Origin of the sequence: Streptomyces sp. NPDC018026, from assembly GCF_044327745.1 — a bacterium.
GTDB classification, from domain to species: Bacteria; Actinomycetota; Actinomycetes; order Streptomycetales; family Streptomycetaceae; genus Streptomyces; species Streptomyces rubrogriseus.
Window position 1 is genome coordinate 50636 of the sequence record NZ_JBIRFY010000004.1, and the last position, 26019, is coordinate 76654.

Annotated in this window: 29 protein-coding genes; 12 read left to right on the top strand and 17 right to left on the bottom strand. The window is 74.2% G+C overall.

Annotation, left to right across the window (positions count from 1 at the left end; genetic code table 11):
- Window positions 1–25 precede the first annotated feature (25 nt).
- The gene (locus ACH4D3_RS14205; protein ID WP_398321268.1) at window positions 26–634 is read right to left on the bottom strand and encodes a TetR/AcrR family transcriptional regulator; all 609 of its coding nucleotides are present in this window, start codon (window positions 632–634) and stop codon (window positions 26–28) included.
- A 104-nt stretch (window positions 635–738) separates the two neighbouring features.
- On the opposite strand from ACH4D3_RS14205, the gene ACH4D3_RS14210 reads away from it, so the two are divergent.
- Entirely contained in the window at window positions 739–1488 is a 750-nt protein-coding gene (locus ACH4D3_RS14210; RefSeq protein ID WP_398321271.1) for an SDR family NAD(P)-dependent oxidoreductase, read from the top strand.
- 29 nt (window positions 1489–1517) lie between these two features.
- Here ACH4D3_RS14210 and ACH4D3_RS14215 read toward each other — a convergent pair whose 3' ends face one another.
- Both ACH4D3_RS14215 and ACH4D3_RS14220 read right to left on the bottom strand, forming a co-directional pair.
- Window positions 1518–1958 carry an SsgA family sporulation/cell division regulator gene (locus tag ACH4D3_RS14215; RefSeq protein WP_398321274.1) on the bottom strand — a complete coding sequence of 147 codons (441 nt, stop codon included), beginning with the start codon at window positions 1956–1958 and terminating at the stop codon, window positions 1518–1520.
- Window positions 1959–2057: 99 nt separating this feature from the next.
- Window positions 2058–3263, bottom strand: coding sequence for an NAD(P)/FAD-dependent oxidoreductase (locus ACH4D3_RS14220; RefSeq protein WP_398321277.1), 1206 nt, complete (start codon window positions 3261–3263; stop codon window positions 2058–2060).
- Between the two features lie 205 nt (window positions 3264–3468).
- Here ACH4D3_RS14220 and ACH4D3_RS14225 point away from each other — a divergent pair, with 205 nt between their 5' ends.
- Entirely contained in the window at window positions 3469–3936 is a 468-nt protein-coding gene (locus ACH4D3_RS14225; RefSeq protein ID WP_398321280.1) for an RrF2 family transcriptional regulator, read from the top strand.
- Window positions 3937–3963: 27 nt separating this feature from the next.
- Here ACH4D3_RS14225 and ACH4D3_RS14230 read toward each other — a convergent pair whose 3' ends face one another.
- The 3 genes from ACH4D3_RS14230 to ACH4D3_RS14240 form a co-directional block, all read right to left on the bottom strand.
- Complete coding sequence (locus tag ACH4D3_RS14230; protein WP_398321283.1) at window positions 3964–4653, bottom strand: copper homeostasis protein CutC; 690 nt, start codon at window positions 4651–4653, stop codon at window positions 3964–3966.
- Between the two features lie 84 nt (window positions 4654–4737).
- Entirely contained in the window at window positions 4738–5448 is a 711-nt protein-coding gene (locus ACH4D3_RS14235) for a maleylpyruvate isomerase family mycothiol-dependent enzyme (RefSeq protein ID WP_398321286.1), read from the bottom strand.
- A gap of 10 nt (window positions 5449–5458) precedes the next feature.
- Complete coding sequence (locus ACH4D3_RS14240; RefSeq protein WP_398321289.1) at window positions 5459–6109, bottom strand: TetR/AcrR family transcriptional regulator; 651 nt, start codon at window positions 6107–6109, stop codon at window positions 5459–5461.
- A 101-nt stretch (window positions 6110–6210) separates the two neighbouring features.
- Here ACH4D3_RS14240 and ACH4D3_RS14245 point away from each other — a divergent pair, with 101 nt between their 5' ends.
- A complete protein-coding gene (locus ACH4D3_RS14245; RefSeq protein ID WP_398321292.1) occupies window positions 6211–6921 on the top strand; it encodes a hypothetical protein in 711 nt (236 codons plus the stop codon).
- A 10-nt stretch (window positions 6922–6931) separates the two neighbouring features.
- Complete coding sequence (locus tag ACH4D3_RS14250) at window positions 6932–8038, top strand: GNAT family N-acetyltransferase (RefSeq protein ID WP_398321295.1); 1107 nt, start codon at window positions 6932–6934, stop codon at window positions 8036–8038.
- Here ACH4D3_RS14250 and ACH4D3_RS14255 read toward each other — a convergent pair.
- Together ACH4D3_RS14255 and ACH4D3_RS14260 are read right to left on the bottom strand one after the other, a co-directional pair.
- Window positions 8020–8316 (bottom strand): DUF4031 domain-containing protein, encoded by a 297-nt coding sequence (locus ACH4D3_RS14255; RefSeq protein ID WP_398321298.1) that lies wholly within the window; start codon window positions 8314–8316, stop codon window positions 8020–8022. The two genes, ACH4D3_RS14250 and ACH4D3_RS14255, sit on opposite strands and share 19 nt — an antisense overlap.
- A 33-nt stretch (window positions 8317–8349) precedes the next feature.
- On the bottom strand, window positions 8350–8730 hold the full coding sequence (locus ACH4D3_RS14260; protein ID WP_003974665.1) for a hypothetical protein: 381 nt from the start codon (window positions 8728–8730) through the stop codon (window positions 8350–8352).
- Window positions 8731–8785: 55 nt separating this feature from the next.
- Between ACH4D3_RS14260 and ACH4D3_RS14265 the strand changes: the two genes are divergently transcribed.
- The 4 genes from ACH4D3_RS14265 (at window position 8786) to ACH4D3_RS14280 (ending at window position 12034) form a co-directional block, all read left to right on the top strand.
- Complete coding sequence (locus ACH4D3_RS14265; protein WP_398321301.1) at window positions 8786–9766, top strand: MurR/RpiR family transcriptional regulator; 981 nt, start codon at window positions 8786–8788, stop codon at window positions 9764–9766.
- A 99-nt stretch (window positions 9767–9865) separates the two neighbouring features.
- Window positions 9866–10801 carry an N-acetylmuramic acid 6-phosphate etherase gene (gene murQ / locus ACH4D3_RS14270; RefSeq protein WP_398321304.1) on the top strand — a complete coding sequence of 312 codons (936 nt, stop codon included), beginning with the start codon at window positions 9866–9868 and terminating at the stop codon, window positions 10799–10801.
- A gap of 65 nt (window positions 10802–10866) precedes the next feature.
- Window positions 10867–11436 carry a hypothetical protein gene (locus ACH4D3_RS14275; protein WP_398321307.1) on the top strand — a complete coding sequence of 190 codons (570 nt, stop codon included), beginning with the start codon at window positions 10867–10869 and terminating at the stop codon, window positions 11434–11436.
- Between the two features lies 1 nt (window position 11437).
- Window positions 11438–12034: a TetR/AcrR family transcriptional regulator gene (locus ACH4D3_RS14280; protein WP_398321310.1), complete on the top strand. Its 597-nt coding sequence runs from the start codon at window positions 11438–11440 to the stop codon at window positions 12032–12034.
- A 64-nt stretch (window positions 12035–12098) separates the two neighbouring features.
- On the opposite strand, the gene ACH4D3_RS14285 is transcribed toward ACH4D3_RS14280, so the two are convergent.
- Window positions 12099–14147, bottom strand: coding sequence for a HelD family protein (locus tag ACH4D3_RS14285; protein ID WP_398321313.1), 2049 nt, complete (start codon window positions 14145–14147; stop codon window positions 12099–12101).
- A gap of 377 nt (window positions 14148–14524) precedes the next feature.
- On the opposite strand from ACH4D3_RS14285, the gene ACH4D3_RS14290 reads away from it, so the two are divergent.
- Entirely contained in the window at window positions 14525–14710 is a 186-nt protein-coding gene (locus ACH4D3_RS14290) for a hypothetical protein (protein ID WP_003974657.1), read from the top strand.
- A gap of 3 nt (window positions 14711–14713) precedes the next feature.
- On the opposite strand, the gene ACH4D3_RS14295 is transcribed toward ACH4D3_RS14290, so the two are convergent.
- From ACH4D3_RS14295 to ACH4D3_RS14305, 3 genes are all read right to left on the bottom strand, one after another.
- Window positions 14714–16351, bottom strand: coding sequence for a DNA repair helicase XPB (locus ACH4D3_RS14295; RefSeq protein ID WP_398321316.1), 1638 nt, complete (start codon window positions 16349–16351; stop codon window positions 14714–14716).
- Window positions 16352–16429: 78 nt separating this feature from the next.
- A complete protein-coding gene (locus ACH4D3_RS14300) occupies window positions 16430–16624 on the bottom strand; it encodes a hypothetical protein (protein WP_398321319.1) in 195 nt (64 codons plus the stop codon).
- 390 nt (window positions 16625–17014) lie between these two features.
- Window positions 17015–19621 carry a helicase-associated domain-containing protein gene (locus ACH4D3_RS14305; RefSeq protein ID WP_398321322.1) on the bottom strand — a complete coding sequence of 869 codons (2607 nt, stop codon included), beginning with the start codon at window positions 19619–19621 and terminating at the stop codon, window positions 17015–17017.
- Between the two features lie 150 nt (window positions 19622–19771).
- On the opposite strand from ACH4D3_RS14305, the gene ACH4D3_RS14310 reads away from it, so the two are divergent.
- Together ACH4D3_RS14310 and ACH4D3_RS14315 are read left to right on the top strand one after the other, a co-directional pair.
- Window positions 19772–20788: a hypothetical protein gene (locus tag ACH4D3_RS14310; protein ID WP_398321325.1), complete on the top strand. Its 1017-nt coding sequence runs from the start codon at window positions 19772–19774 to the stop codon at window positions 20786–20788.
- An 82-nt stretch (window positions 20789–20870) separates the two neighbouring features.
- Window positions 20871–21533 (top strand): HAD family hydrolase, encoded by a 663-nt coding sequence (locus ACH4D3_RS14315; protein WP_398321328.1) that lies wholly within the window; start codon window positions 20871–20873, stop codon window positions 21531–21533.
- On the opposite strand, the gene ACH4D3_RS14320 is transcribed toward ACH4D3_RS14315, so the two are convergent.
- A complete protein-coding gene (locus ACH4D3_RS14320) occupies window positions 21482–21760 on the bottom strand; it encodes a hypothetical protein (protein ID WP_398321331.1) in 279 nt (92 codons plus the stop codon). The two genes, ACH4D3_RS14315 and ACH4D3_RS14320, sit on opposite strands and share 52 nt — an antisense overlap.
- 175 nt (window positions 21761–21935) lie before the next feature.
- Between ACH4D3_RS14320 and ACH4D3_RS14325 the strand changes: the two genes are divergently transcribed.
- Complete coding sequence (locus tag ACH4D3_RS14325; RefSeq protein WP_003974650.1) at window positions 21936–22319, top strand: cold-shock protein; 384 nt, start codon at window positions 21936–21938, stop codon at window positions 22317–22319.
- Between the two features lie 26 nt (window positions 22320–22345).
- Here the strand turns inward: ACH4D3_RS14325 and ACH4D3_RS14330 are convergent, their stop codons facing one another.
- The 4 genes from ACH4D3_RS14330 to ACH4D3_RS14345 are packed head-to-tail and all read right to left on the bottom strand — an operon-like array spanning window position 22346 to window position 25866.
- A complete protein-coding gene (locus ACH4D3_RS14330) occupies window positions 22346–23194 on the bottom strand; it encodes a 1,4-dihydroxy-6-naphthoate synthase (protein ID WP_398321335.1) in 849 nt (282 codons plus the stop codon).
- Window positions 23184–23891, bottom strand: a complete 708-nt coding sequence (locus tag ACH4D3_RS14335; protein ID WP_398321338.1) for a futalosine hydrolase — start codon at window positions 23889–23891, stop codon at window positions 23184–23186. The genes ACH4D3_RS14330 and ACH4D3_RS14335 overlap by 11 nt, the downstream gene beginning before the upstream one ends.
- Before the next feature lie 15 nt (window positions 23892–23906).
- Complete coding sequence (locus ACH4D3_RS14340) at window positions 23907–24416, bottom strand: DUF2771 domain-containing protein (protein WP_398321341.1); 510 nt, start codon at window positions 24414–24416, stop codon at window positions 23907–23909.
- Window positions 24417–24474: 58 nt separating this feature from the next.
- Window positions 24475–25866 (bottom strand): MFS transporter, encoded by a 1392-nt coding sequence (locus ACH4D3_RS14345; protein WP_398321344.1) that lies wholly within the window; start codon window positions 25864–25866, stop codon window positions 24475–24477.
- Window positions 25867–26019: the final 153 nt, after the last annotated feature.

Below are 26019 nucleotides of genomic sequence, written 5' to 3' on the forward strand. Positions count from 1 at the left end.
GGATGATGCGCCGGGCGGCGCTGCGTCAGGCGGGTGGCCAGGTGCGCAGGGCCGTGTCGGCCACCCGCTGGAGGTCCTCCCGGGTGGCGCCCCCGGCGGCCTGCACGGAGATGCCGTTGGCGAACGTCATGAGGTAGCGCGCGACGTGCAGCGGATCGGTGCCGGGCGGCAGGTCGCCGTCGTCCACGGCCTGCCGGAACCGGTCGCGGAGCTGGTCGACGCCCCCTTCGCGCCAGTCGGCGAGCAGGTCCCGGGCGGAGCGTCCGGTCTCGCCGGCGGCGAGTGAGCCCTGGACGCCCAGGCATCCGGCCGGGCAGTCGGGGCGGGTGCTGACCTGGACGGCACCCTTCAGGAACGCGGTCGCCACCTCGCGCGCGGTCGGTTCCCGCAGGGCGCGGGCGACGTAGGAGGCGGGCCCCTCCTCGTAGCGTTCCAGCGCCTTGCGGAACAGGTCCTCCTTGTTGCCGAAGGCCGCGTACATGCTGGTGCGGGTGATGCCCATGGCGCCGGTCAGGTCGGTGAGGCTGGCGCCCTCGTAGCCCTGTTCCCAGAACACCAGCATGGCCTTCTCCAGGGCCTCGTCGGCGTCGAAGCCCCTCGGCCGGCCGACCGCCCCCTTGTGTCGCGTCTCCATGCCTCCAGTCTACGCCTTCCGTATCGATCGGTACTGATGTGCTACGGTCGTTTTCAGTACCGATCGGTACTGAATCGCGTCGGACATCGCGGAGGTCTTTCACCATGGGACAGCTCGAAGGCAGGACGGCCGTCGTCACCGGCGGCGGCACGGGTATCGGCCTGGCCGGCGCGGTGCGGCTGGCGGACGAGGGCGCGCACGTGTTCATCACCGGGCGGCGCAAGGAGGCCCTGGACGCGGCCGTGGAGATCATCGGTGCGGAGCGGGTCACGGCCGTGACCGGTGACGTCTCGGACCCGGCCGACCTGGACCGGCTCTACGACGCGGTCCGCGCCCGCGGCCGGGGTCTCGACGTGGTCTTCGCGAACGCGGCGACCGCCTCGCTGGTACCGCTGGAGGAGATCACCCAGGAGCGCTTCGAGGAGATCTTCGGCGTCAACGTGCGGGGCACGCTCTTCACCGTGCAGAAGGCCCTGCCGCTGCTCAACGACGGAGCCTCGGTGATCCTCAACGCCTCCACCGCCGCCGACAACGGAGCGGAGGCGTTCAGCCTGTACGCCGCCTCCAAGGCCGCCGTGCGGACCTTCGCGCGGGGCTGGGCCAACGAACTCAAGGGCCGTGGCATCCGGGTCAACGCGATCTCGCCCGGCCCCGTCGACACCCCCGGAATCACCAATCTCTTCGGCGCCTCGAACGCGCCCACCGTCCACGCGAAGCTCGCCGGGGACACCGCGATCGGCCGGATGGGGCGCCCCGAGGAGGTCGCCGCGGTGGTGGCCTTCCTGGCCTCGGACCAGAGCAGCTTCGTCCTCGGCGCCAACTGGTACGTCGACGGCGGCGAGAACCAGATCTGACCCGGCGCGGCCGGACGGACGCCGGTGCGTCAGTCGCAGCTGTCGCAGCTGTCCATGAGCGTGGCCAGCGCGTCCTCGACGTACGGGCCCTCCTGGCCGGCCGGCACCAGCGCGTGCGACCGGCGCAGGAACTCGGCGGTCTCCCGGGCCGGCAGTTCGAGGCGCGCGGCGCCCGCGGCCGATCTCACGACGACGGCGACGGCGTCGCGGTGGCACCGGTGCGGCGGACTCACCAGCACGTTTCCGAGACCGGCCGGGCGGCGCATGCCCTCCTCCAGCAGCGAGCGGGCGAAGATCCAGTCGACCGGCTCCGGTGCCTCGGGTGCGCCCAGGGACAGCCGCACGGCGTAGGGGTCGGTCATGTCGTAACGCAGCTGCGCGGCCAGCAGTACGGCGGGATCCCCGGGGATGCCGACGGCCACGGTCACCGGGCTCACGACGGTGGTGGCGGGCTCACTCTGGTCGCTCATGGCGTCTTCCAGTCCTTCTTCTCGACACCCGGCCGACGTGCGCGAGGCCGCGGTGTCCGCGGCGCCGGAGCGTCACGGACACCCGTCCGGATCCAGGTGTCAGCCGTTGGTGTAGCGGCCCGCCTGGGCGAGGATCAGGTCCGCCTCGTCGACCGGCGGGTAGATCCACGCGGCGTTGACGTTGCGCTTGAGGGTCTTGGCGTCCTCGCCGGTGGCCACGACCTGGCGGTCCCAGCCCTGGGTGAGGACGGCGCCGGCCGGGCCCAGGTCGAGGCAGGTGCCGTAGGGGTCGGGGGCGAACGGCAGCAGGTCGCCGCCCAGGAGCTCGGCCGCCACGTTGTGGCCCGCGAACTTGCCCATCGGCTGGGCGTGCTGGCAGGACTGCGTGGTGGTCCGGCCGTCCTCCGCCGGGGCGTGCGCGGTGTCGCCCGCGGCGTACACGTCGGGCACGCCGACGACCCGGAGCTGCGGGTCGACGACGAGCCGTCCCAGCCGGTCGTGCTCGCCCGGGATCTGCCGCGTGAGCGGGCTGGCGATCATGCCGGCGGTCCACACCACGGTCGCGGTGGGGATCACCTCGCCGTCGGAGAGCGTGACGCTGTGCGGGGTCAGCGTGGCCACGGTGCGCCCGAGGCGTCGGTCGATCTTGAGCTCGTCCACGGCGGCGTCGATGACGGGCCGCGGCCCCGCGCCCAGCTCCGGGCCCAGGACGTCGGCACGGTCGACCAGGACGACGCGCGCGCTCTCCGCGTCGCCGTGCGGCTCGGCGAGCAGGCGCAGCCGCTCCACCAGGGCGGTGGCGATCTCCAGGCCGGTGAATCCGGCACCGACCACGACGGCCGTGTAGCGGCCCTCGGCCGGCCCCGTCTGCGGCAGCTGCCTCAGGTGGTGGTCGAGGCGGGCCGCGGCGGGCAGGGTGTCGACGTCGAAGAGGTGCTCGGAGCCGGGCAGTTCGGGCTGGACGAGCCGGCTGCCGGTGGCCAGGACGAGCTTGTCGTAGGACAGGTCGAGTTCCTCACCGGTGCGCGCGACGGCGCGGACGGTGTGTGCCTCGGTGTCGATCCCGGTGACGGTCGCCGTGATGCGGCGCACGCCGATGGGGCCGAGGACGCGGTCGAGGGGGACCCGCATGCCCTCGGGGTCGGCCTCGTACATACGAGGGCGGACCACCATGTCGTCGCCGCCGCTGACCAGGGTCACGCGCAGCGCGTCCGCGGCGACGCCCGCCTCGCGTGCGGCGCGGACGGCGCCCGCCGCGCTCCAGATGCCGGCGAAACCGCCACCGATGACGAGGATGTCCTTCATGGGCCTCTCTCCACTCCGTCCCGAGTCCGCCGGTCCGGTGAGTCCGTGGGTCCGGCGGGAACCCGAGATCCGGGATATTCGATATCCAGGACTTTAAATATCCTGGATATCTGATGTCAAGAATGAGCGGAGAGGGAGGCGAGAGGGGTGAGAGGGGTGCCGGGGTCTGTACCAACCTTCTTCTTGGACCTGTAATGTCCTGGATATGCGGATGTCGAAGGGGGTCGAATGGGCCCTGCACACGCTGATCAACCTGGACGTGATCGGGGGCGGCCCGATGCACAGCGGGCGGCTCGCCGAGGCCCACGGCCTGTCGCCGTCCTATCTGACGAAACAGCTCCAGCAGCTGGCCCAGGCAGGTCTGGTCTCCTCCGTGTCGGGTCCGCACGGCGGTTTCCGGCTGGCCAGGGCCCTGGAGGACATCACGCTGCTCGACGTGGTGGAGGCCATCGAGGGTGACGTCAAGGCCTTCCACTGCACGGAGATCCGCTGCGAAGGGAAGATCGGCGCGCTCTCGCCGCCGCCCACCCGTACCTGCGCGGTCCACGCGGCCATGCGCCGCGCCGAGGACGCGTGGCGGCAGGCGCTGGCCGCCCAGACCCTCGCCGGCATCAGGGCGGACCTGAACGTCACTCCGGCGGCCGCCCGGCTGGTGCGCAAGGCGTTGGACTGACCCGCGCGGCGGACCGACCGCCCGTAACTACTCCCCGAGCACCCGGCGCCAGGCGCCCACCGCGTCCGCCGACACCGGCCCGCTCCACCCGGCCGGCCGGGCCGCGCCGCCGATGTGGAAGCCGTCGATCCCCGCGTCCAGCAGCCCCGGCACGTGGTCGAGGCGCAGTCCGCCGCCCACCAGCAGCTGCTGCTCGTACCCCGGCTCGCCGCGCCGCCGTGCCTCCGCGCGCAGTACGTTCAGGCCGTCGTCCACGCCGCCGGCCGCCCCGGCCGTCAGATACGTGTCCAGGCCCGGGAAGTCCGCGAGCTGCTTGCGCAGCGCGTCCCGGCTCGCGGCCCGGTCGATCGCGCGGTGGAACGTCCACCGGCACCCGTCCAGCACCTCGGCGAGCCGCTCCACCGCCCCGAGGTCCACATCGCCCTGCGTGTCGAGGAATCCCAGTACGAACTGCGTGGCCCCGGCCTCCCGCATCTCGCATGCGACGCGCGACAGCCGCTCGATGTCCCCGGCGGCGAACCCGTCCGCGAGCCGCAGCATCACCCGTACGTCGATGTCGACGGCGGCCCGGATCGCGGCGACGGTGGCGGCCGACGGGGTGAGTCCGTCGGCCGCCATGTCGGTGACCAGTTCGAGGCGATCCGCGCCTCCGGCCTGGGCGGCGACCGCGTCCTCGGCGTCGAGGGCGATCACCTCCAGGACTGCACGCTTGCTCATGGGACCCCATTCGTCGGCCTGCTACAGGTCTAGTCCAATCTAAGACTACGCCCCGACGGCAGGCCGAGGTGCCCGCGCCGCCGCTCAGTCGCCGAAGATGTTCAGCTCCGCCGCCTCCACCCCGGCCAGCTCGTACGCCGTCGCGCCGTTCACGCCGCCCGCGTCGTCCGTGCCGTCCAGGGGGCGGCCCGAGTAGAGCCGTACGAGGGTGGCGGCGTCGCCGATGTACCGGCCCGGCGGCCGCTCACCGCTGGCCTCGCCCAGTTTCAGGGGCTCGTCGAGGTCGTCCAGGTCGGCGTGGAGCGGCAGGTGACCGCGCGCCCGGGTGACCGCGCCGAGCAGCGCGAGCGCCTCCGGCAGCCCGCGCCCGCCGTACGCCCCCGGCTCGCCGAAGGCCACCCGTACGTCACCCGCGTGCACCCACTCGCCCAGTGCCACGGCGTCCAGCACGCCGCCCGCCCGCGCGATCGCCGGGCCCGCCTCCGTCATGCCGCGCTCCAGTTCGTCGACGATCCGGGCGTTGCTCCAGTCGGCCCGTTCGGCGATGTCGCGGTCGTTGGACTCGGGTGAGTAGACACCCTTCTCGAAGCGTTTCTCCACCACCCGGATCAGGGCGCTGGAGCAGTGCGCCAGTACGTCGCGCACGGTCCAGCCCGGACACGCGGCCACCGGCAGGGCGAAGTCCGCGTCCGCGCGGGAGCGCAGCAGCGGGACCAGGTCGTCGCGTTCGAGGATCAGCAGCCGGCCGGGCAGCTCGGGGTCGCGTACGTCGCGCAGGTCTGCGGGAGTCGTCATGAGCTCCACGTTAGGGGCCCAGCAGGTCCTTCAGTTCGGCGTCGAAGAGAAGAGCGGGGTCGAAGCCCATGCCGGTGAACTGGCCGGCGAGTTCCAGGGACAGGACGCCGTGCAGCCGGGACCAGAAGGACAGGGCGCGGTGGAGCGCGGAGGACGGCGCCGGGTGGCCGCCCGCCCACTGCCGGTGGGTGTCGAGGTGCGCGTCCAACGCCGCGTCGGTGCCGTCCGGCGCGGGCAGTGCGGCACAGGCGTCGACGATGACCGCCATGGTCTCGGCGGCGATCTCGGTGATGTCGTCCGGCGCGTGGTAGCCGGGGACGGGGGTGCCGAAGACGAGGAAGTAGCGCTGCGGGTCGTCGAGGGCCCAGGCGCGCAGGACGTGCGCCAGGCCGGCCAGGTCGGCGCCGGACCCGGCGGCCGCCCGGAAGGCGTCCGCCTGGCTGCGGTAGGCGTCCCGGACGAGTTCGGTGATCAGCTCGTCGCGGCCGTCGAAGTAGCGGTAGAGCGCGGGTCCGCTCATGCCCATCCGCTTGGCGATCGCGTTGAGGGAGAGCGCGGAGGCCCCGGCCGTGGCGATCTGCTCCCACGCGTGGTCCTTGATCTCCGTACGCACCTGGGCGCGGTACCGCTCGCGCGGGGTGCTGGTGCGCGCCTGAGGCATGGTCCGCCCGCCGCCTTTCGAGTCCTGCCCGGCCCGCCCGCCGGGAACGCGGGCACTTTGGTTAGAAGCTATCACGAACATTATCTGGGAGAATGCGCCCCATGGCCGACCTCGACGCCCTGCGCTCCCGATTCGCCCACGCCATGGCGGGTGCCACCGCCGCCGCCCCCGCTGCCACCGCCGGTCCCGCCTCCGGTTCCGGTCCCGCCTCCGGTTCCGGTTTTGACCCCGCGCCGTACGCCGACAACCTGCTCGCCCGCTGGCAGGAGCCCCAGCGGCGGTACCACACCCTCGCGCACCTCACCGCGGTCCTGGACCGGATCGACGTCCTGGCGGAGCACGCCGAAGACGTGGACGTCGTACGCCTCGCCGCGTGGTTCCACGACGCCGTCTACCAGCCCGACCGGTCCGAGAACGAGGAGCGCTCGGCCCGGCTCGCCGAGCGCGCGCTGCCCGAGGCCGGGGTACCGGCGGCGAAGACCGCCGAGGTGGCCCGGCTGGTGCGGCTCACCGTCACGCACGCCCCGGCCGGCGACGACCGCGACGGCCAGGTGCTGTGCGACGCCGACCTGGCGGTCCTCGCCGCGCCGCCGTCGGCGTACGCGGCGTACGCGGCGGCCGTCCGCGAGGAGTACCACTTCGTGCCGAACGAGGCCTTCCGCGCGGGCCGGGCCGCGATCCTGCGGCAACTCCTCGGCCTGCCCAGCCTGTTCCACACCCCGCACGGACGACGGGAGTGGGAGGCCACCGCCCGCCACAACCTCACCGGCGAGCTGGAAATGCTGTCGCTCCCGGACAGCCCGGGCGTCTAGCCTGCCCGGCATGCGGACACTGGGCGGGGAACAGGTGGAAGAGGCCGTCGCGGGCGCCGTCGCGCTGCTGCGGACGGCGACGGACCGGGACTGGGAGTCGGTACGGGCCGGACGGCTGGAGTGGAGCTGCCGGTACACGGCGGAGCACGTCGCGGGCGACCTCATCGCCTACGCCGGTCAGCTGGCCGGCCGCGCCACCGAGGCGTACGTGCCCTTCGAGATCACCCTCGACGAGGGCACCGGCAACGAGGACGTGCTCCAGGTGATCGAGACGACCGGCGCCCTGCTCGCCGCCACCCTGCGCACCACCCCGCGCGAGGTCCGTGCCTTCCACCCGTACCCGTTCCGCAGCGCGAACCGCGAGGGCTTCGCCGCGATGGGGATCGCCGAGGTGTTCCTGCACACCCACGACATCGCCGAGGGCCTCGGGCTGACCTACGCACCGCCCGCCGAGCGCTGCGCGGACCTCCTCGCCCGGCTCTTCCCGCACGTCCGGCCCGACACCGACCCCTGGCGCACCCTGCTGTGGGCCACGGGCCGCGGCGACCTGCCCGGCCGCGCCCCGGTCACCGAGTGGCGCTGGCGCAACAACCTGGTGATCCCGGCCGAGCGGCTCACCCTCCAGGGCGTCACGCCCGCCGCCGCCGCCGACCTCGCCGCGGGCGGCGACGGCGGCTTCGCGTGGGTCGACGGCGGGCCCTTCCAGGGCACCCGGGACGCCGCCGGAATGCTGGTGAAGGCCTACGAGACGGGGGCCCACCGCCCGGCGTGGGGGGTCTTCGTCCTCGTCCGGCGCGAGGACGGGCGCGCGGTCGGCGGCATCGGCTTCCACGGGGCGCCGGACGAGAAGGGCCGGGTGGAGATCGGCTACGACCTCGTCGAGGCGGCCCGGGGCAACGGCTACGCGACCGAGGGACTGCGCGCGCTGTCCGCATGGGCGCTGGGGCGGGAGACGGTGACCTCCGTGCGCGCGACGACGGATCCGGAGAACACGGCGTCGCAGGCGGTCATCGCCCGCGCCGGGTTCACCCGGGTCGCCGGGGACTCCGCCGAGGGCGGTGCGGGCGGTACGGGCGGCGAGGGCGCCGGGCAGTTCGCCTACGAGCTGCGCGGCTGAGCATCCGGGGCGGTACGGGCGGCCCCCTTGCGGCGGCGCAGTCCCGCCCCGTGCAGCAGCCGCACCACCTCGCGGCTGCTGACCTCCAGCGCACCGGCGGCCACCGCGTCGGCGTACCGGTGGGCAGGCAGGTCGTAGTGGTCGCGCTCGAAGGCGCGGCGCGGCACGCCGAGGGCGGCGGCGAAGGCGTGCAGTTCGGCGTAGGAGGCGTCGCTCACCAGGTGGGACCAGAGGCGGCCGTGGCCCGGCCAGGTCGGCGGGTCGATGTAGAGGGTCATCCGGGAGTCCTCACGAGGGCGCTCCTCCGGTGGTCACGAGGGGGCTCCGCCGGTGGCCGCGCCCAGCGAGCCGACCGCCGCGACCTTCACGCCCGCCTTGCCGCACACCCAGTGCGGGTCGGGACCCAGCTCGGGCTCGACGTCCAGCGCGTGCGGGTCGCCGGAGCCGCACACCGGGCACAGCGGCCAGCGGCCGTACCGCTCCAGCAGCGCGTCCTGCACGTCCTGCGCGACCAGCCCGGCCACGAACTCCACGCCCTCGGGCCACTGCTCGACCCACCAGCGCCGCTGCACGACGGACTCCTCGACCAGCGAGACGACGTCCGGTTCGGCGACCTCGCCCGCCACCAGGTCGGCGAGGACGAGGGCGCGTGCGGCGTGCAGCGCCTGCTCCAGGGGGCTGATGGGGTTCATGCACCCATTGTGCGCACTCTTGACCCGCGGACCGAAACGAAAATATCTTTCATGAGTGACCGATGAAGTGAAGGAAACTTTCGTGAATGCTTCCGGGGGCCGCCGAGCCACCGGCGGCGGCAGCGCGCCACCCGCACCACCCGCGCCCGCCGCCCTCGCGGCCAAGGTCCGCACCCTGGCGCCGTCGATGACCCGTTCCATGCAGCGGGTCGCCGAGGCCGTCGCGGGCGACCCGGCCGGCTGCGCGGCCCTCACGGTCACCGGCCTGGCCGAGCTGACCGGCACCAGCGAGGCGACCGTCGTACGCACCGCCCGGCTGCTCGGCTACCCCGGCTACCGCGATCTGCGCCTCGCGCTCGCCGGGCTGGCCGCCCAGCAGCAGTCCGGCCGCGCGCCCGCCATCACGACGGACATCGCGGTCGACGACCCGATCGCCGACGTCGTCGCCAAGCTGGCCTACGACGAGCAGCAGACCCTCGCGGACACCGCCGCCGGTCTGGACACCGTCCAGCTCGGCGCGGCCGTCGCCGCCCTGACCGCCGCCCGGCGCACCGACGTGTACGGCATCGGCGCGTCCAACCTGGTCGCCCAGGACCTCACCCAGAAGATGCTGCGCATAGGGCTCATAGCCCACGCCCCGGGCGATCCGCACCTCGCCGTCACCAACGCGGTGCAGCTGCGCGCGGGGGACGTGGCTCTGGCGATCACGCACTCCGGCTCCACGGGGGACGTCATCGAGCCGCTCCGGGTCGCCTTCGAGCGGGGCGCGACGACCATCGCCATCACCGGCCGCCCCGACAGTCCCGTCACCCAGTACGCCGACCACGTGCTGACCACGTCCACCGCCCGGGAGAGCGAGCTGCGACCGGCGGCCATGTCGTCCCGGACCAGCCAGCTGCTGGTCGTGGACTGCCTCTTCGTGGGGGTGGCGCAGCGGACGTACGAGGCGGCCGCGCCGGCTCTGGCCGCGTCCTACGAGGCCCTGGCGCATCGGCACGGGGCGCTCCGCGCGGGGGCGGGGGACCGTAGGGCTTGAGCTTTCGCGGGTGGCTGCGGGCCGAGTGTGGCTGGTCGCGCAGTTCCCCGCGCACCTGGGTTAGTACAGGCATCGCAAGTTGAAAAGGGCCGCATTCCTATGACCTCCACCCCCCATCACCCCGATCTGCGTTCCCAGTTGGAGACGCTCACCACCGAGGCGTTCCGGCCGGAGCTGGCCGAGATCGATCAGTTGCCCACCCTCGACATCGCGCGGCTGATGAACGGCGAGGACGCCACCGTGCCCGCCGCCGTCGCCGAGCGGCTGCCGGAGATCGCCGCCGCCATCGACGCCGTGGCCGTCCGGATGGCGCGCGGCGGGCGGCTGATCTACGCCGGCGCCGGTACGGCCGGACGGCTGGGCGTGCTGGACGCCTCCGAGTGCCCGCCCACCTTCAACACCGACCCCGGGCAGGTCGTCGGCCTGATCGCGGGCGGCCCGGACGCCATGGTCACCTCCATCGAGGGCGCCGAGGACTCCCCCGAGCTGGCCCGCGCCGACCTGGACGCCCTCGCGCTGACCGCCGACGACACGGTGGTCGGCGTCTCCGCCTCCGGCCGCACCCCGTACGCCGTCGGCGCCGTCGAGTACGCCCGCGCGCGCGGCGCCCTGACCGTCGGTCTCGCCTGCAACCGGGGCAGCGCCCTGGCCGCCGCGGCCGAGCACGGCATCGAGGTGGTCACCGGGCCGGAGCTGCTCACCGGCTCGACGCGGCTGAAGGCGGGCACGGCGCAGAAACTGGTCCTGAACATGCTGTCGACGATCACGATGATCCGGCTCGGCAAGACGTACGGGAACCTGATGGTGGACGTGCGCGCCTCCAACGAGAAGCTGCGGGCCCGCTCGCGCCGCATCGTCGCGCTCGCCACCGGCGCCGCCGACGACGACATCGAGCGCGCCCTGACGGCGACCGACGGCGAGGTCAAGCACGCGATCCTGGTCCTGCTGGCCGACGTGGACGGCCCGACGGCCGGCCGCCTCCTGACCGAGTCCGGCGGCCACCTGCGGGCGGCGCTGACGGCGGCGCTCGGCTGACCGGCGCGGCATCCCCTCCGGGCGCGGGCCCGGGGCCGTCGGCGCCGTGTGCGATTCTGAAGGACATGAACCACGCCCAGCTGACCGCCCTGGGCCGCGCCCTGCGTCTCCTCGGCGAGCACGGCGAGGCCCTGACCGCCGACACGCCCGAGGCCAAGCTCCACGAGGTCCGCGCGGACCTGAAGCGCGCGCTGGACCAGCTGGAGGAGAGCGTCACCACGACGGCCCCCAGCACCCGCTGCCCGGAGCACCCGAACGGGCCGGTCGACCAGGCCGCCCCCGACCTGTGCCTGCTCTGCGAGACCCGCCGCCGCACGGCCCGCCGCGCCGAGTACAACGGCGGCCCGCTGCCGGCCCGGCCCACCGAGCCGGTCCAGTCCCGCTACGGCGTCCGGGGCGACCGCCCGCAGCCCCAGCAGCGCTGGCTGCCCGAGCTGTGGAACGGCCAGGCGTGGCAGCTGTGCGGCACCCCGCGCCGCGACCGCCGCGAGGCCGAGCTGTACATCGCGGCCCAACTGCGCGGCCCGCACGCCGCGATGGCGTACCGGCTGGTCCACGAGTTCACCGACTACGAGGTGCTGCGGATGTGGGGCACGCCGGTACGGGTGGACATCGAGCCGATGGGCGGCCCGTGACATGGTGAGACGCAACGACCAGCGCCGCGCCGCCCTCGTCGACGCCGCGATCGAGGTACTGGCCGCGCAGGGCGCCCGGGGCCTGACCTTCCGGGCGGTGGACACCGAGGCGGCCGTCCCGCCCGGCACCGCGTCCAACTACTTCGCCAACCGCGACGACCTGCTCACCCAGGCGGGCGCCCGCGTCTACGAGCGGCTGCGCCCCGACGAGGCCACCATCGCCCGGCAGCGCACGGCCGGCCGCGACCGGGACACCTACGTCCAGCTGATGCGCGAACTGGTCGACCGCGTCGCCTCGTTCCGCACCGGCTACCTCGCCCTGCTGGAGCTGCGCCTGGAGGCCACCCGGCGCCCCGGCCTGCGCGCGGTGCTGACCGAGCGCATCCGCGAGGACGTCGCCGCCAACGTGGCCTACCACGAGGCGTCCGGCCTCCCCGGCGACGCCATGGCCGTCAAGCTGCTCATCCTCGCCCTGAACTGGCTGATCGTCGAACAGCTCACCCTGCCGGACGTCTTCACCCCGGCCGAGCGCGACGAACTGGTGGCGGCGGCGGTCGAGCGCATCGTGACGCCGGGGGGCGTACTCGACCGTCCCTGACCACATGACCTGCCCGGATTGCCGCGCCGTGGGTGCCGTGACTCCGGGGCGCCGCGTGTCCTGCCTACGCCAACTGCGGCGGCAGCCCGGCCGCGTGGATCACGACGAGGCCCGAGACCGCTCGCGTCAGCGCCACGTACAGCCGTCGCAGCCCCGTCCGTTCGTCCGGCTCGCCGTCGACCACGGCCCGCGGCTCGTCCAGGACCACGTAGTCGTACTCCAGGCCCTTGGCCAGCGAGGCCGGGACCAGGGTCAGGCGGGTGGCACGGGTGGTCTCCTCGCCGGGGCCGACGTGGCCGATACCGGCCGCCGCCAGGGCCGCCGCCAGCTCCGGCACCCGCGCGTCGGCGGCGATCAGGCCGACCGAGCCCTCCCGTTCCAGCAGCTCGCGGCACGCGGCCAGCACGTCCGCCGGGCCCGCGTCCGCCGCCTCACGGATGTCGAAGAAGCCCGGGTTCTCGCGGATCGACGCGACCGGCGTCAGACCCGGCGCGATGTACGGCAGCAGCCGGGACGCGTACGCGATGACGTCCGTCGGCACCCGGAAACCGGCCGTCAGCTCCTCGACCACCGCCTCGCCCTTGCCCAGGTGCCCCAGCGCCTCCGCCCAGCTCCGGGTCGCCCACGGCGTGGTGCCCTGCGCCAGGTCGCCCAGGACGGTCGCCGAGCCGGTGGTGCAGCGCCGGCCCACCGCGCGGTACTGCATGGGGGAGAGGTCCTGCGCCTCGTCGAGGACCACGTGCCCGAGCGAATGGGTGCGCTCGATCAGGTCGGTCGCCTCGTCGATCAGCACGGCGTCGGCCGGCGACCACTTCGCGGACTTCACCGAGCGGGCCGGCTTCACCCACAGCACCGCCTTCTGCTCGTCCTCGGTGAGGATCCCCTCGGCGTGCTTGGCGAGGAAGTCCGCGTCGGCCAGCAGGCGCAGCACCAGCTTGGCCGGGTCGACCTGCGGCCAGACCGACTTCACCAGCGCCTTCACGGCGGCGTTGCGCGCCACCGCGTTCTGCACCCGGTCGTCCGGCGCCTCGCCCGCCCGCTCCATCTGCACCAGCACGGCGTGCGCCACCCGCTGCGGCAGCGCCTCGCGGGCGGCGCCGTAGCGGATGTCACGGGCGAGCAGCTCGCGGACGATCTCCTCCAGCTCGTACACCGGCACCCGCCAGCGGCGCGAGCCGCGCACCACGACCACGCCCTCGGTGGGCGGGACGACGTGGGAGTAGAGGGCCCGGCGCAGCACCTCCGCCATCCGCGCGTCGCCCTTGATCACCGCCGTCGCCGCCTCGTCCGCGCCGCGCACCTCGACGTGGGCGACCAGGTCGTCGACCGTGGCCTGGCGCACCGTCAGCTCGCCGAGCGCCGGGAGGACCTGCTCGATGTAGTGCAGGAAGGACCGGTTCGGGCCGATGACCAGCGTGCCGGTGCGGGCCAGGCGCTCGCGGTGCGCGTACAGGAGGAAGGCGACGCGGTGCAGGCCGACGGCGGTCTTGCCGGTGCCGGGGCCGCCCTGCACGCAGACCGAGCCGGCCAGCCCGGCGCGCACGATCTCGTCCTGCTCGGGCTGGATGGTCGCCACGATGTCCCGCATCGGTCCGACGCGGGGCCGCTCGATCTCCTGCTGGAGCAGCCTGCTGGTGGTCGCCGCCTCCGCCGGGTCGAGCAGGTGCTCGTCCTCGTACGCGGTCAGGTCGCCGCCGGTGTAGCCGAAGCGGCGGCGCAGCGAGACGTCCTGCGGGTCCTTCTTCGACGCCCGGTAGAACGGCTGGGACACCGGCGCCCGCCAGTCGATCACCATCGGGTCGCCGTCGGCGTCGTGCACGTGCCGCCGCCCGACGTAGAAGCGCTCCCCGTCCCCGCCCTCCGCCCGCTCGGCGCCCGGGGCGTGCAGGTAGTCGAGCCGCCCGAAGAACAGCGGGGTCTCGCTGAGGTCCGCGAGCGCCTTGATGCGCTGCTCGATCTGGCTCTCCAGGACGGCGGCGTTGACCCAGTTCGCCGTCACGTCGGTGATGTCGAGGGACTCGACGTCCTCGCGCATGGCGCGCAGCGCGGAACGGGACGCGGCGAGGTGGGAGCGCTCTTTGGAGAGGGGGTCGTCGTGGACGGGCGTGGACAAGGGGGTGCCTCCGGATGACCTGCGGTGTGGTGGGCGCGGGACGCGCGGGGACCGACCGGTTTCCGTCCGGACGGAAAAGTCACTGCGGCCCGTTAGGGCCTCGGTTGAGGGTGGTGGTGGGAGACGGGCGGGCACTCCGTGAGGGGAGGCGGGCAAGAGCGGAGATTCTAGGGTAGGGCGTGCGGCGCGGGCCAACCGTTTTTCTCCGCCCCGCGCCTTGCCCCGCGCCGCCCCGCGCCCCGCCCCGCGCTGGACCCCTAGGGGATCACGTCATCCGCGCTGGGGGATGCGCTCCCTCCAGGGTTGTAGCCGAGGCGTGCGGGGATTGGGTCCGTAGACCGATGCCGGTCGGGGGGTGGCGGTCGCACCATGGAGACATGAGCGCAGCAACCATCTCCCCCGCCCCGGCACCGGGCCGCGCGTCCGGTGCCACGCCCGTGGCCGGCAGCCACCGGCACCGGCTCGGTGACACCCTGCGCGCCGTCAGGGTGTTCGCGGGCGCCGCCTTCGACGTGGTCGTTCTCGGCGAGTACGGCGAGGAGGCCGGCGTCCGCCGTCACTGAACGTCAGCCGAGGACCTCGTCCGCGTCCATGATCCGGTAGGCGTAGCCCTGTTCCGCCAGGAAGCGCTGGCGGTGGGCGGCGAAGTCCTGGTCGAGGGTGTCGCGGGCGACGACCGAGTAGAAGTGCGCCTGGTGGCCGTCGGCCTTCGGCCGCAGCACCCGGCCCAGGCGCTGGGCCTCCTCCTGCCGGGACCCGAAGGTGCCCGACACCTGGATGGCGACCGTCGCCTCCGGCAGGTCGATCGAGAAGTTCGCGACCTTCGACACCACGAGGACGCTGATCTCGCCCTGCCGGAAGGAGTCGAAGAGCTTCTCCCGCTGGGCGTTGGACGTCTCGCCCTTGATGACCGGCGCGCCCAGGTGCTCGCCCAGCTCGTCTAGCTGGTCGATGTACTGGCCGATGACGAGGATCTGCTGCCCGGCGAACCGCCGCACGATCGCCTCCGTCACCTTCCGCTTGGTGTCGGTCGTCGCGCAGAAGCGGTACTTCTCCTCCGTCTCGGCGGTGGCGTACGCGAGCCGCTCCGAGTCGGTGAGGTTGACCCGGACCTCCACGCAGTCGGCGGGCGCGATGTAGCCCTGCGCCTCGATCTCCTTCCACGGCGCGTCGAACCGCTTCGGCCCGATCAGCGAGAACACGTCCGACTCGCGGCCGTCCTCGCGGACCAGGGTCGCGGTCAGGCCGAGGCGGCGGCGGGCCTGGAGGTCGGCGGTGAACTTGAAGACCGGCGCGGGCAGCAGGTGCACCTCGTCGTAGACGATCAGCCCCCAGTCCCGGGAGTCGAACAGCTCCAGGTGCGGGTAGACGCCCTTCCGCCGGGTCGTCAGCACCTGGTACGTGGCGATGGTGACCGGCCGGATCTCCTTGCGGGTGCCGCTGTACTCGCCGATCTCGTCCTCGGTCAGCGAGGTGCGCTTGACCAGCTCGTGCTTCCACTGCCGGGCGGAGACGGTGTTGGTGACCAGGATCAGCGTCGTCGACCTGGCCTGGGCCATCGCGCCCGCGCCGACCAGCGTCTTGCCCGCGCCGCAGGGGAGTACGACGACGCCGCTGCCGCCGTGCCAGAAGTTCTCCACCGCCTGCTTCTGGTACGGGCGCAGCGCCCACCCGTCCTCGGCCAGCTCGATGGGGTGCGCCTCGCCGTCGACGTACCCGGCGAGGTCCTCGGCGGGCCAGCCCAGCTTGAGCAGCGTCTGCTTGATCTGCCCGCGCTCGGAGGGGTGCACGGCCACCGTGTCGGGGTCGATGCGGTTGCCGACCAGCGGCGCGATCCGCTTCGACTTCAGCACTTCCTCCAGGACCGGCCGGTCGGTGGTCGTCAGGACCAGGCCGTGCGCCGGGTGCTTGGAGAGGGTGAGGCGGCCGTAGCGGTCCATCGTCTCGGCGATGTCGACCAGCAGCGCGTGCGGCACGGGGTAGCGGCTGTACTCGACGAGGGCGTCCACGACCTGCTCGGCGTCGTGGCCCGCCGCCCGCGCGTTCCACAGGCCCAGCGGGGTGACCCGGTAGGTGTGGATGTGCTCCGGCGCCCGCTCCAGTTCGGCGAACGGCGCGATGGCCCGACGGCAGTCGGCGGCCTGCTCGTGGTCGACTTCCAGGAGCAGGGTCTTGTCGGACTGGACGATCAGCGGACCATTCACGGGCGGCACCCTTTCGCGTGCGTACGGCCGGACGACGGCTCGGCCAAACGTCAAGTGTGCCTGATCGCGGGGCGGGGCCTACCCGAGAGCGATGCTGATGTTGTTGATGAGCGGGCCCTCCAGCGCGGCGGCCTTCGGGGCGAGGGCGCCGAACAGCGCCGCGGCGGTGATCAGGGCGGCGACGGAGACGGCGACGGCGGAACGGGCGGCGGAACGGGCGGCGGTCCGGTCGGCGGACCGGTCGGGACCTGGGGCGGGGGTCTTGCCACGCATGGGGGGCCTTTCGGGGTTCTCGGGGGAGGGGGGAGAGAGACGGCGGGCCGGGTCCGGAAGGGCCGCGTCCCCGGCCCGCCGCCGGGGACGCGGTGGGCGGACGGTCAGAGGGTGAGGCCTCCACCGAGGTCGATGCCGACCGCGGCGGCCTCGGCGGCGAACGCGGCGACCAGCGTCGCGGTGGAGGCCAGGACGGTGGCGAGACGGCGAACTGCAGTGCGCATCGGGCTCTTCCTTTCGCTTCGGTGCAGGACAACCGGTGGCTGCCCGAGCCCCGACGGCTCGATGCGGTTTATGAAAAAAGCTCCCTCTCAGGTGCGAATCACCCGGCGTGGCGTGCATGGATCACGCCGTACACCCGAAAGAGCGCACCGTGCGCAAGAACTCAGGTCAGCCCGCGTCGTCGGCCAGCTCGGCCACGCCGGTGACCCGGTGCAGCGGATAGGTGCGCACCTCGTCCGCCGTGTGGTCGTACGCCGTGACGAAGCCGCCCTCGACCCGGATCGGCGCGATCACGCGCTGGCTGGCCGCGCCCTCGGCGTTCACGTAGCCGATCCACAGCGCCTCGCCGGTCAGGACCGCCGCCTGCATCGTGGCCAGCGTCTCGGCGGCGCCCGTGCGGGGCAGCGTGCCGCCGGGCGCGCCCGCCTCGCCGCCGCCCTCGCCGTCCCCCGGGACCGGCTTGCGCGGGGTCGTGGAGGCCAGGTCACCGGCGCGCACGGCCCGGATCGCCGCCGTCAGGAGCGTGTCGTCGGGCGCCGGCGGACCGTCCGGGACCGGCTCGGGCGCCGCCCGCGGCGGGGTGCGGTGCGAGTCCGCGCGGGCGATCAGCACGTCACCGGCGGCGGACTCGGCGGCCGGCGCGAACCCGATCGCGCGCAGCCCCTCCAGGAGCGCCGCCGGGTCGGCCTGCGCCGCCAGCACGGTGGGCGCCAGCCGGCGCAGGCCCAGATTGGCGGCCCGCTTGTCGGCGAGGATCTCGTCCAGCGTCGCGTCGTCGTCGCAGCGCACGTACGCCGAGGCCGCGCCCACCCGCAGCCGCCCGTGCCGCCGGGCCACGTCGTCGATCAGGTACGTCAGGGGCTGCGGCACTGGCGTACGGGAGTGCCGGGCGAGGAACGCGTGCAGGTCGGCGGCGCTCTGCCCGGCGTCCAGCGCCCGGCGCACCGAGCCCGGCGTGAACCGGTAGACGGTCGCCCCGCCCTTGGACTCCACGTCCGCGAGCACCCCCAGCACGTCGGCAAGCCCGCGCTCCAGCGGCCCCGGCGCCACCGCCGTCAGGTCGGCCTGGAGCAGCACGTGGTCCAGCGGTTCGGGGAAGAGCGGGGCGAGCAGCCGGGCGGCGGTCGCGGTGGCCGCGGCCCGCTCGGCGGGGGTCGGGGGAGCGGTCACCGGGGGCATGCGGTGGTGGTGGACGGGGAGCTTGTCGCCCGGACCCGCGGGCTCCGACTCCTGGGCCTCCGCCGGACGGGGCACCTCGGGCGCGCCGATCAGGGCCCGCCCCGGCGCCGCCAGCGCGCCGCGGCCGGTGACGCCCAGCAGCTCGGCCTCGGACAGCGTCCACCGGGCGACGCGGCCGCGCAGGTCGTCGTCCCGCGCCTGCCCCGGCTCGCGCTGCTCCCGCTGCTCGCGCCGGGGGCCGCGCAGCGGGCGCTCCCAGCGCAGCCGGGCCAGCAGCGACTCCTCGATCGGCGAGGCACCCTCGGGCAGCCCCGCGAGCAGCGCCAGCACCCGGTGCCGCACCTCCGGCGCCGCCGAACGGTCCAGGTTCGGGCCCAGCGCGGAGAGCGTGCGGTCCTTCGCGTCCCGCCCGCCGACCACGCCCGGCGTCCGGGTCGCGGTCAGCCACACCGCCGCGAGGTGCGCCCAGCGCTCGGCGGGCGGCAGCTCGCGCCACTCGTCGTACGCCGGGGTCGCCGCGTACCGCTCCTCGGCCGCCCCGTCGGAGGCGATCAGACCGGCCCCGTAGGCCAGCTCGACCCAGAACGCGGCGACCGGCTCGGGCACGTCCAGGGCGACGGCGGTCCGCTTCAGGTCGCGCACGCTCAGGCCGCCGGCCCGCAGCACCGTCGGACCGCCCTCGTCCCACTCCTTCAGCAGCTCGTCGACGGTGGCCAGCGCCGCCAGCGCCTGGCCGGCCGCGGTGGCGTCCACAACCTGTGGACGGTGCGTGGCGGCCGCCTCCACCGGCGGCGGCACCGGCTCGGGCGCCCGGTGCGCCCGGCCCGCGCGCAGGTGCAGGGCGACCTCGCGGGGCAGCACGACCGTGCCGGGCGCCGTCGGCAGCAGCAGACCGCGGTCGAGGAGCGCGCGCAGATGTGCCGCGGGATCGTGGGTGACCTGGCCGTACGGCGGCCCCCACACCAGCCGGTCCAGCACCTCCCGGGACTCCCCGGGCAGTTCGGCGAGGAGCGCGGCCATCCGCCGCCGGTCGGCGAACAGGCCGCCGAGCGCGGACACGGCCGAGACCGAGTCGTGCGTCGAGGGCAGGCCGACGGCGGCGAGGATGTCCTGGATCCGGCCCGGCGACATCCCCGCCGTCGCCTCCCGCACGGTCGGCCCGAGCCCGGTCGGGGACGGGTGCTGCGGGGAGGGCGCGAGCAGCTCACGGGCGGTGCGCACCAGCCGCAGCCGGTCGTCGGCGCCCCACACCAGCGCCTGCTCGCGCAACAGGGCGGCGGCCCGGGGCAGCGCCGCCGCGACGACGGGATCCTCCTCGTCACCGCCCATCAGGGCGAGCAGCTCGCCGTACGACGCCGGCTCCGGCGCCACAGCCAGCGCCTCGGCCGTCTGCAGCGCGAACCGGTCCAGCCGCTCCAGCGCCCGTACGACGGAGGCGCGGGTGCCGGCGCGGGTGGCGAGCTGGGTGAGGTCGGTCGGCACGGGGGTGATGAGGTCGGGGCGGCTGCGCAGGAGGGCGGCCAGCGAGACGTCGTCCCGGACGCGGAGCGCCTCCGCGAGGGACCGGGGGGCCGCGGACTTCTCCTCGGTGCTCATCCGGTCCACGTTAGCGGGTGCGTGCGACGGCGGAGGTGTGCCCGCGACGGTGCGGTGCCGTCGGCCGGACGCGGAAGATTCGGTACCTTCGTCCGACGGGGTACGACAGGGCACGACGGAGTACCGCAACGCACCGCCCCGGAGGGGAACGTGGGGATCGAGAGCGACCAGGTCGTCTTCGAGTATCTGAGCCGCGTCGGCGACGTGGCCCAGCAGCGGCAGCTGCCGTCGGCCACCCGGATGCGGCTGGTGTCGGAGCTGCGCAACGAGATCGACCGGCACCGTGCGAAGACCACCGTGGACAGCCCCGCCGCGGTCCGCCGCATCCTGGACCGGCTCGGCGAGCCCGACGACATCGTCACCGCGGCGGGCGGCACGAGCGGCGTACGGCAGCAGGCGGCGGCGCCGTCGCCCACCGCGGTGCCCGAGCAGCGCGACACCGGTCCGCGCGATGCCGGTCCCCGCGACGCCGGGCGGCGCAAGGGCCGGCGGAAGCCCGCGCCCGAAACCCCGGCCGCGCCTCCCGCCGCCTCCCCGCCCCACCTGGCGAGCGCCCGGGAACTGGGCGACGTCGGCGACGGACAGCCGGACTGGTGGCGCGTCGACGACGGCCCCTTCGCCGGCGGGGGTCTCGGCGACAGCGTGCCCGGGTTCGTCGGCGGCGTCGAGATCCCGGAGCTGCTGAGGAAGCCGCCGGGCGCGCTGGACGAGGCGGGGAGGACGGAGCCGGCCGCACCGGAGCCGCCCGTGGAGGAGGCCGAGGAGCCGACCGCCGTGCCCGCCGGGAAGCGGGAGGGCCGCCGCCTGCCCCGCCTGTGGCCCGAGGGCGGCTGGAACAACCCCCTCCTCCTGCTCGCCGCGGCCCTGCTGCTCGCCGGTGCGGTGCTCGGCAGCCTGGTCCCCCTCGGCCTGGGCTGGCTGATCGCCTACCTCTCCCGCCGGCTGACCCCGGCCCAGTCGAAGTGGGCCGTCCTGGGCCTGCCCGGCACGGTCGCCGCCGCGGGCGTCGTCTGGCTGTGGGGCCGCACCGAGGGCCGCTGGGGCGACCCCGTCGCCGAGGGCCACATGAACGACGCGATCACCGAGACCTGGCCCTGGGTCCTGCGCACCGCCGCCGTGGCCACCGCCCTCTATCTCCTCTGGCGGTCCCGCCGCCCCCGAGGCTGACCGGCCCCGCGGCTGACCGGCCCTGCGGCCGACCGGCCCCGCGGCCGACGGCACCCGCCGGTGGCCCGGCACAATGGGAGCCATGGCCTCCACCACCCGCCCCGCGCCCACCGTCGGTTTCGACCTCGACATGACGCTGATCGACTCACGGCCCGGCATCCGTGCCTGCTACCTCGAACTGAGCGCCCGCACGGGGACGTACGTGGACGCCGACCTGGCCGTCACCCGGCTCGGGCCGCCGCTGGCCGAGGAACTGGCCAACTGGTTCCCGGCCGGGGAGATCGACGCCGTCGCCGACCTGTACCGGGAGATCTACCCGGTGTACGCGATCGAGCCCACGCTCGCGCTGCCCGGCGCCCGTGAGGCGGTGGCCGCCGTGCGCGGGGCCGGCGGGCGCGCGATCGTCGTCACCGCCAAGTACGAGCCGAACGCGAAGCTGCACCTGGCGCACCTCGGCATCGAGCCGGACGCCGTGATCGGCGGCCTGTGGGCCGAGCAGAAGGCCCTGGCACTGCGCGAGCACGACGCGGACGTCTACGTCGGCGACCACGTCGGCGACGTACGCGGAGCCCGCGCCGCCGGTGCCCGCTCGGTGGCCGTGGCCAGCGGGCCGTGCGACGCCGGGGAACTGCGCGCGGCGGGCGCCGACGTGGTCCTCACCGACCTCACCGCGTTCCCGGAGTGGCTCGCGGCCTACCGGGACGGCGAGGGCGACACCGAGGGGCTCGACGCGGCCCGCGCCTGACGCCGCCCGGCGGCGACCGACCGGAGCACCCCGGCACCGGCGACCAGGAAGCCCACTCCCATCAGCATGCTCAGCCCGAACATGTAGGTGGGGAAGGGCGTCGTGTCCAGCAGCAGCGGGGCCACCGTGACCAGAGTGGCCACGGCGCCGACGAAGAAGACGATCGCACCGGCGCGGATCAACCGGTCACCGGGAGCGGCGGAATTCGTTTGGGTTTGTTCACGCACTCGACCAGGGTAGTTCCCAGGTCTGGAGAACAGCCGGGGGACGTCTTGTCACCCGTCTGAAGACCCATAGTCTTGGTACCGGCGGGTCAGGACGACCCGCCCGAGTGCTATCAAGAGCCGTTTTCGAGCATATTTCCGAGCAGTGTTCCCGACGAGTACGAGGACGAGGACAGACGTGCCTACCGGCAAGGTCAAGTGGTTCAACAGCGAGAAGGGCTTCGGCTTTCTCTCCCGCGACGACGGCGGTGACGTCTTCGTCCATTCCTCGGTCCTCCCCGCCGGAGTCGAGAGCCTGAAGCCGGGACAGCGCGTCGAGTTCGGTGTCGTCGCCGGGCAGCGCGGCGACCAGGCACTGTCGCTCGCCCTGCTCGACCCGGCCCCCTCGGTCGCGGCCGCGCAGCGCAAGAAGCCGGACGAGCTGGCCTCCATCGTGCAGGACCTGACGACCCTCCTGGAGAACATCACGCCGATGCTGGAGCGCGGCCGCTACCCCGAGAAGACGGCCGGCAAGAAGATCGCCGGGCTGCTCCGCGCGGTCGCGGACCAGCTCGACGTCTGATCGCCGTCCCGCCGGGGGAGCCCCCGTTACGGGAACGCCAGCGCGTCCGGGCCGAGGGCCGGTACGAGTCCCTCGGCCGCCGCGCGGGTCAACAGTCCCCGGATCGCCGCGTAGCCGTCCTCGCCGAGGTCGGCGGTGAACTCGTTGACGTACAGCCCGATGTGCTGGTCGGCGACGGCCGGGTCCATCTCCTGCGCGTGCTCCATGACGTACGGCCGGGACGCCTCCGGGTCGTCCCAGGCCGCGCGGACCGAGGCGCGCACGGCGTCCGCGAGCCGGGTCAGCGCCGGCGCGCCCAGCGAGCGCTTCGCGATGATCGCGCCGAGCGGGATCGGCAGCCCGGTGGTGTGCTCCCAGTGCTCGCCCATGTCGGCGAGCTTGTGCAGCCCGTAGTTCTGGTACGTGAAGCGGGCCTCGTGGATCACCAGGCCCGCGTCGACCTTCCCGTCCCGCACGGCCGGCATGATCTCGTGGAACGGCATGACGACGATCTCGCCCACCCCGCCGGGCACGGTGTCCGCCGCCCAGAGGCGGAAGAGCAGGTAGGCGGTGGAGGTCTCGCTGGGCACCGCGACCGTGCGGCCCCGCAGGTCGGCGTCCGCCTCCCGGGTCAGCACCAGCGGCCCGCAGCCCCGGCCGAGCGCGCCGCCGCAGGGCAGCAGGGCCCAGTCGTCGAGGACGTAGGGCAGCACGGCGTACGACACCTTCAGCACGTCGAACTCGCCGCGCTCGGCCATGCCGTTGGTGATGTCGATGTCCGCGAAGGTCACGTCGAGGGCGGGGGCGCCGGGGACGCGGCCGTGGGCGAGGGCGTCGAAGACGAAGGTGTCGTTCGGGCAGGGGGAGTACGCGATCTGCAGGGTGTCAGCGCTCATGCGGTTTCCAACTCTCAAGGACGGGTGCGAGCTTCCCGAAGGCGTCCGTCAGGGCCGCGAGCGCCTCGCCGATGCGCCAGGCGGCGCGGTCGCGCGGTCCGACCGGATTGGAGACCGCGCGCAGTTCCAGCACCGGCACGCCGTGCGCGGCGGCGGCCTCGGCGACGCCGAAGCCCTCCATCGCCTCGGCCAGGGCGTCCGGGTGGCGCTCGCGCAGCAGTGCGGCGCGGGCCGCGGTGCCGGTGACGGTGGACCCGGTCAGTACGGTGCCGGGCCGGGCCCCGGTCGCCTCGGCGGCGGCGCGGACCAGACCGGTCGGCGGCAGGTGGGTGACGGTGCCGAAGCCGAGGTCGGTGACCGGCAGGAAGCCGTCGGCGGTCTCGGCGCCCAGGTCGGCGGCGGTGATCGCGTCGGCGACGACCAGTGAGCCGACGGGCGCCCCGGGCGCGAAGCCGCCGCCGATACCGGCCGAGACGACCAGGTCGTAGGGCGTGGCGTCGAGGGCGGCGGCGGTCAGGGCGGCGGCCGTGGAGGCGGCGGCGCGGGCCGGGCCCACCCCGGCGGCCAGCAGGTCCCAGCCGTCCGGCAGCCGGTGGAGGGTGACCCCGGGCCGGGACACCTCCGCGCCCGGCGCCGGGAACGCCCGAGCCACCGCGTCCCGTTCGACGGGGACCGCGGTGGCCACGAGGAGGTGCACGGAGGACGTGGGCGGTCAGTCCTTCTTCAGCTCGAAGACCCACACACCGGTGATGTTCTGGCTGTCGTCCTTGCCGTCCCGGACCGCGACGGCGACGTTCGTCGAGTCGCCCTGGGCGCCGTACTGGGCGTTGAAGAACACGCTGCCCGGCACGGTGCGGTACGTCTTGTCGCTGTCCTCGACGAGCTGCTGACCGTTCATCAGGATTGTCCAGTGCTTGTCGGCGATGTCCGGGTCGACACCGAACCGCACGGTCTCGTCCTGGTCGACGGTGATGGACTTCGCGTCCTTGTCCTTCAGGCACTTGTCGATCTCTTCGGGGGAAAGGTTCTCGCCCTCTCCGCCGCAGGTGGCCTCGGAGCTGACCGAGTCACTGCCGACCGTGATCGTCGCGATCGGGGTCGGCTCGTCACAGGCCGACAGCAGGAGAAGTCCGGCGGACACGGCGCCGACAGCGGCGACGGCGCGGCGGCGTCGCACAACGCGGTGTCCGATAGCGGCGGTGCCGCGGGGCAACGTGGTCATGGCGGAAGGCTATACGGCGCCCGAGCCCCGTCCCCCACCTGGGTACGGCGTGGCGTGGTCACGCCACTCTCGGCCGAGTCCGGCCCCCGTGCCGTGCCGAGTCGAGCAGCCCCCGTACGGTCGTCAGCCACCCGGTGGCGATGATCGCGGCGGCCACCGACAGGCCCAGCGTGCCGTTGAGCGGCAGCACGATGCCGACCGCGCCGCCGAGCACCCAGGAGACCTGGAGCAGCGTCTCCGAGCGCGCGAACGCCGACGTGCGCACGTGCTCCGGCACGTCCCGCTGGATCAGCGCGTCCAGGGACAGCTTGGCCAGCGCCTGCGCGAACCCGGCGACCGCCGCCAGGCACGCCACCAGGAAGGCGCTGAAGAACACCGCGGCGACCACCGCCGCGCCCAGCACGATCACGACCACCGTCACGATGATCACCTCCGGTGCCCGGGACCGCAGCCACGCCCCGACGGCCGTGCCCAGCGCGTTGCCCGTACCGGCCGCGACGCCCACGATCCCCAGCGACACCGCCGCGCTCTGGCCGGTCATCGGGTGCACCCGCAGCAGGAACGCCAGGAAGAAGATCAGGAAGCCGGTCAGGCAGCGGATGGCGGCGTTGGCGGCCAGCGCGTGGGTCACCGCCGGGCCCACCGTGCGCAGGCCGGGACGCTTGCCCCGCTTTCGCAGCGGTCCCGGCAGGTGGCCCTCGTCCGCGGCGAGCAGCGCCCGGTCCTCGCCGCGCGCCGAGTCCACCTTCCGCGGCAGCGTGAACGACAGCACGGTGCCCGCCACGAAGATCACGAAGGCCCCGTACAGCGGCCAGCGCGGCCCCACCTGCTGGAGGCCCGCACCGATCGGCGCGGCCACCCCGGTGGCCAGCAGCCCGCACAGCGTGACCCGGGAGTTCGCCTTCACCAGCGAGACCCGGGGCGGCAGCAGCCGCGGCACCACGGCACTCCTGACCACGCCGTACGCCTTCGAGGAGACCAGTACGCCGAGCGCGGCCGGGTACAGCTCGATGCCGCCGGTGACGACCGCGCCGGACAGCACCAGCGCGAGCACCGCGCGGGCACCCATCGCGGTCGCCATCGCCGCGCGGCGGCCGTGCGGCAGCCGGTCCAGGAGCGGGCCGATCACCGGCGCGAGGAGCGTGAAGGGCGCCATGGTGATGGCGAGGTACAGCGCGACCCGCCCGCGTGCCTCGTCGGTGGGGACGGAGAAGAACACGGTGGAGGCGAGCGCGACGGTGATCATGACGTCGCCGGCGCCGTTCACCCCGTGCAGCTCGATCAGCTTGCCGAGGCCCGACTCGCCCGCGCCGTGCGCGTGCGTCGCCCGCCGGATGCCGCGCGCGGTACCGGTCACCGGCAGGCGCAGGGCGCGGCCGACCGCACGGAACCGGGAGCCGGGACCGCGCCACCGGCTCCCGCGCTTGAATTCCGTCCGTGCGGCTGCCACCCCGTCATAGTGCCCCGTCAGAGGCGGCTGTAGCGTCGATACGGCACGGATGGCGGTGATCGAGTCGGGCGCGACCCGCCCGGGAACGCGTGGCCGTACCCCGCCGAAATCCCCGTCGGTGTAGGCCCAGGGCACATGAGCAGGTAGCGTGCG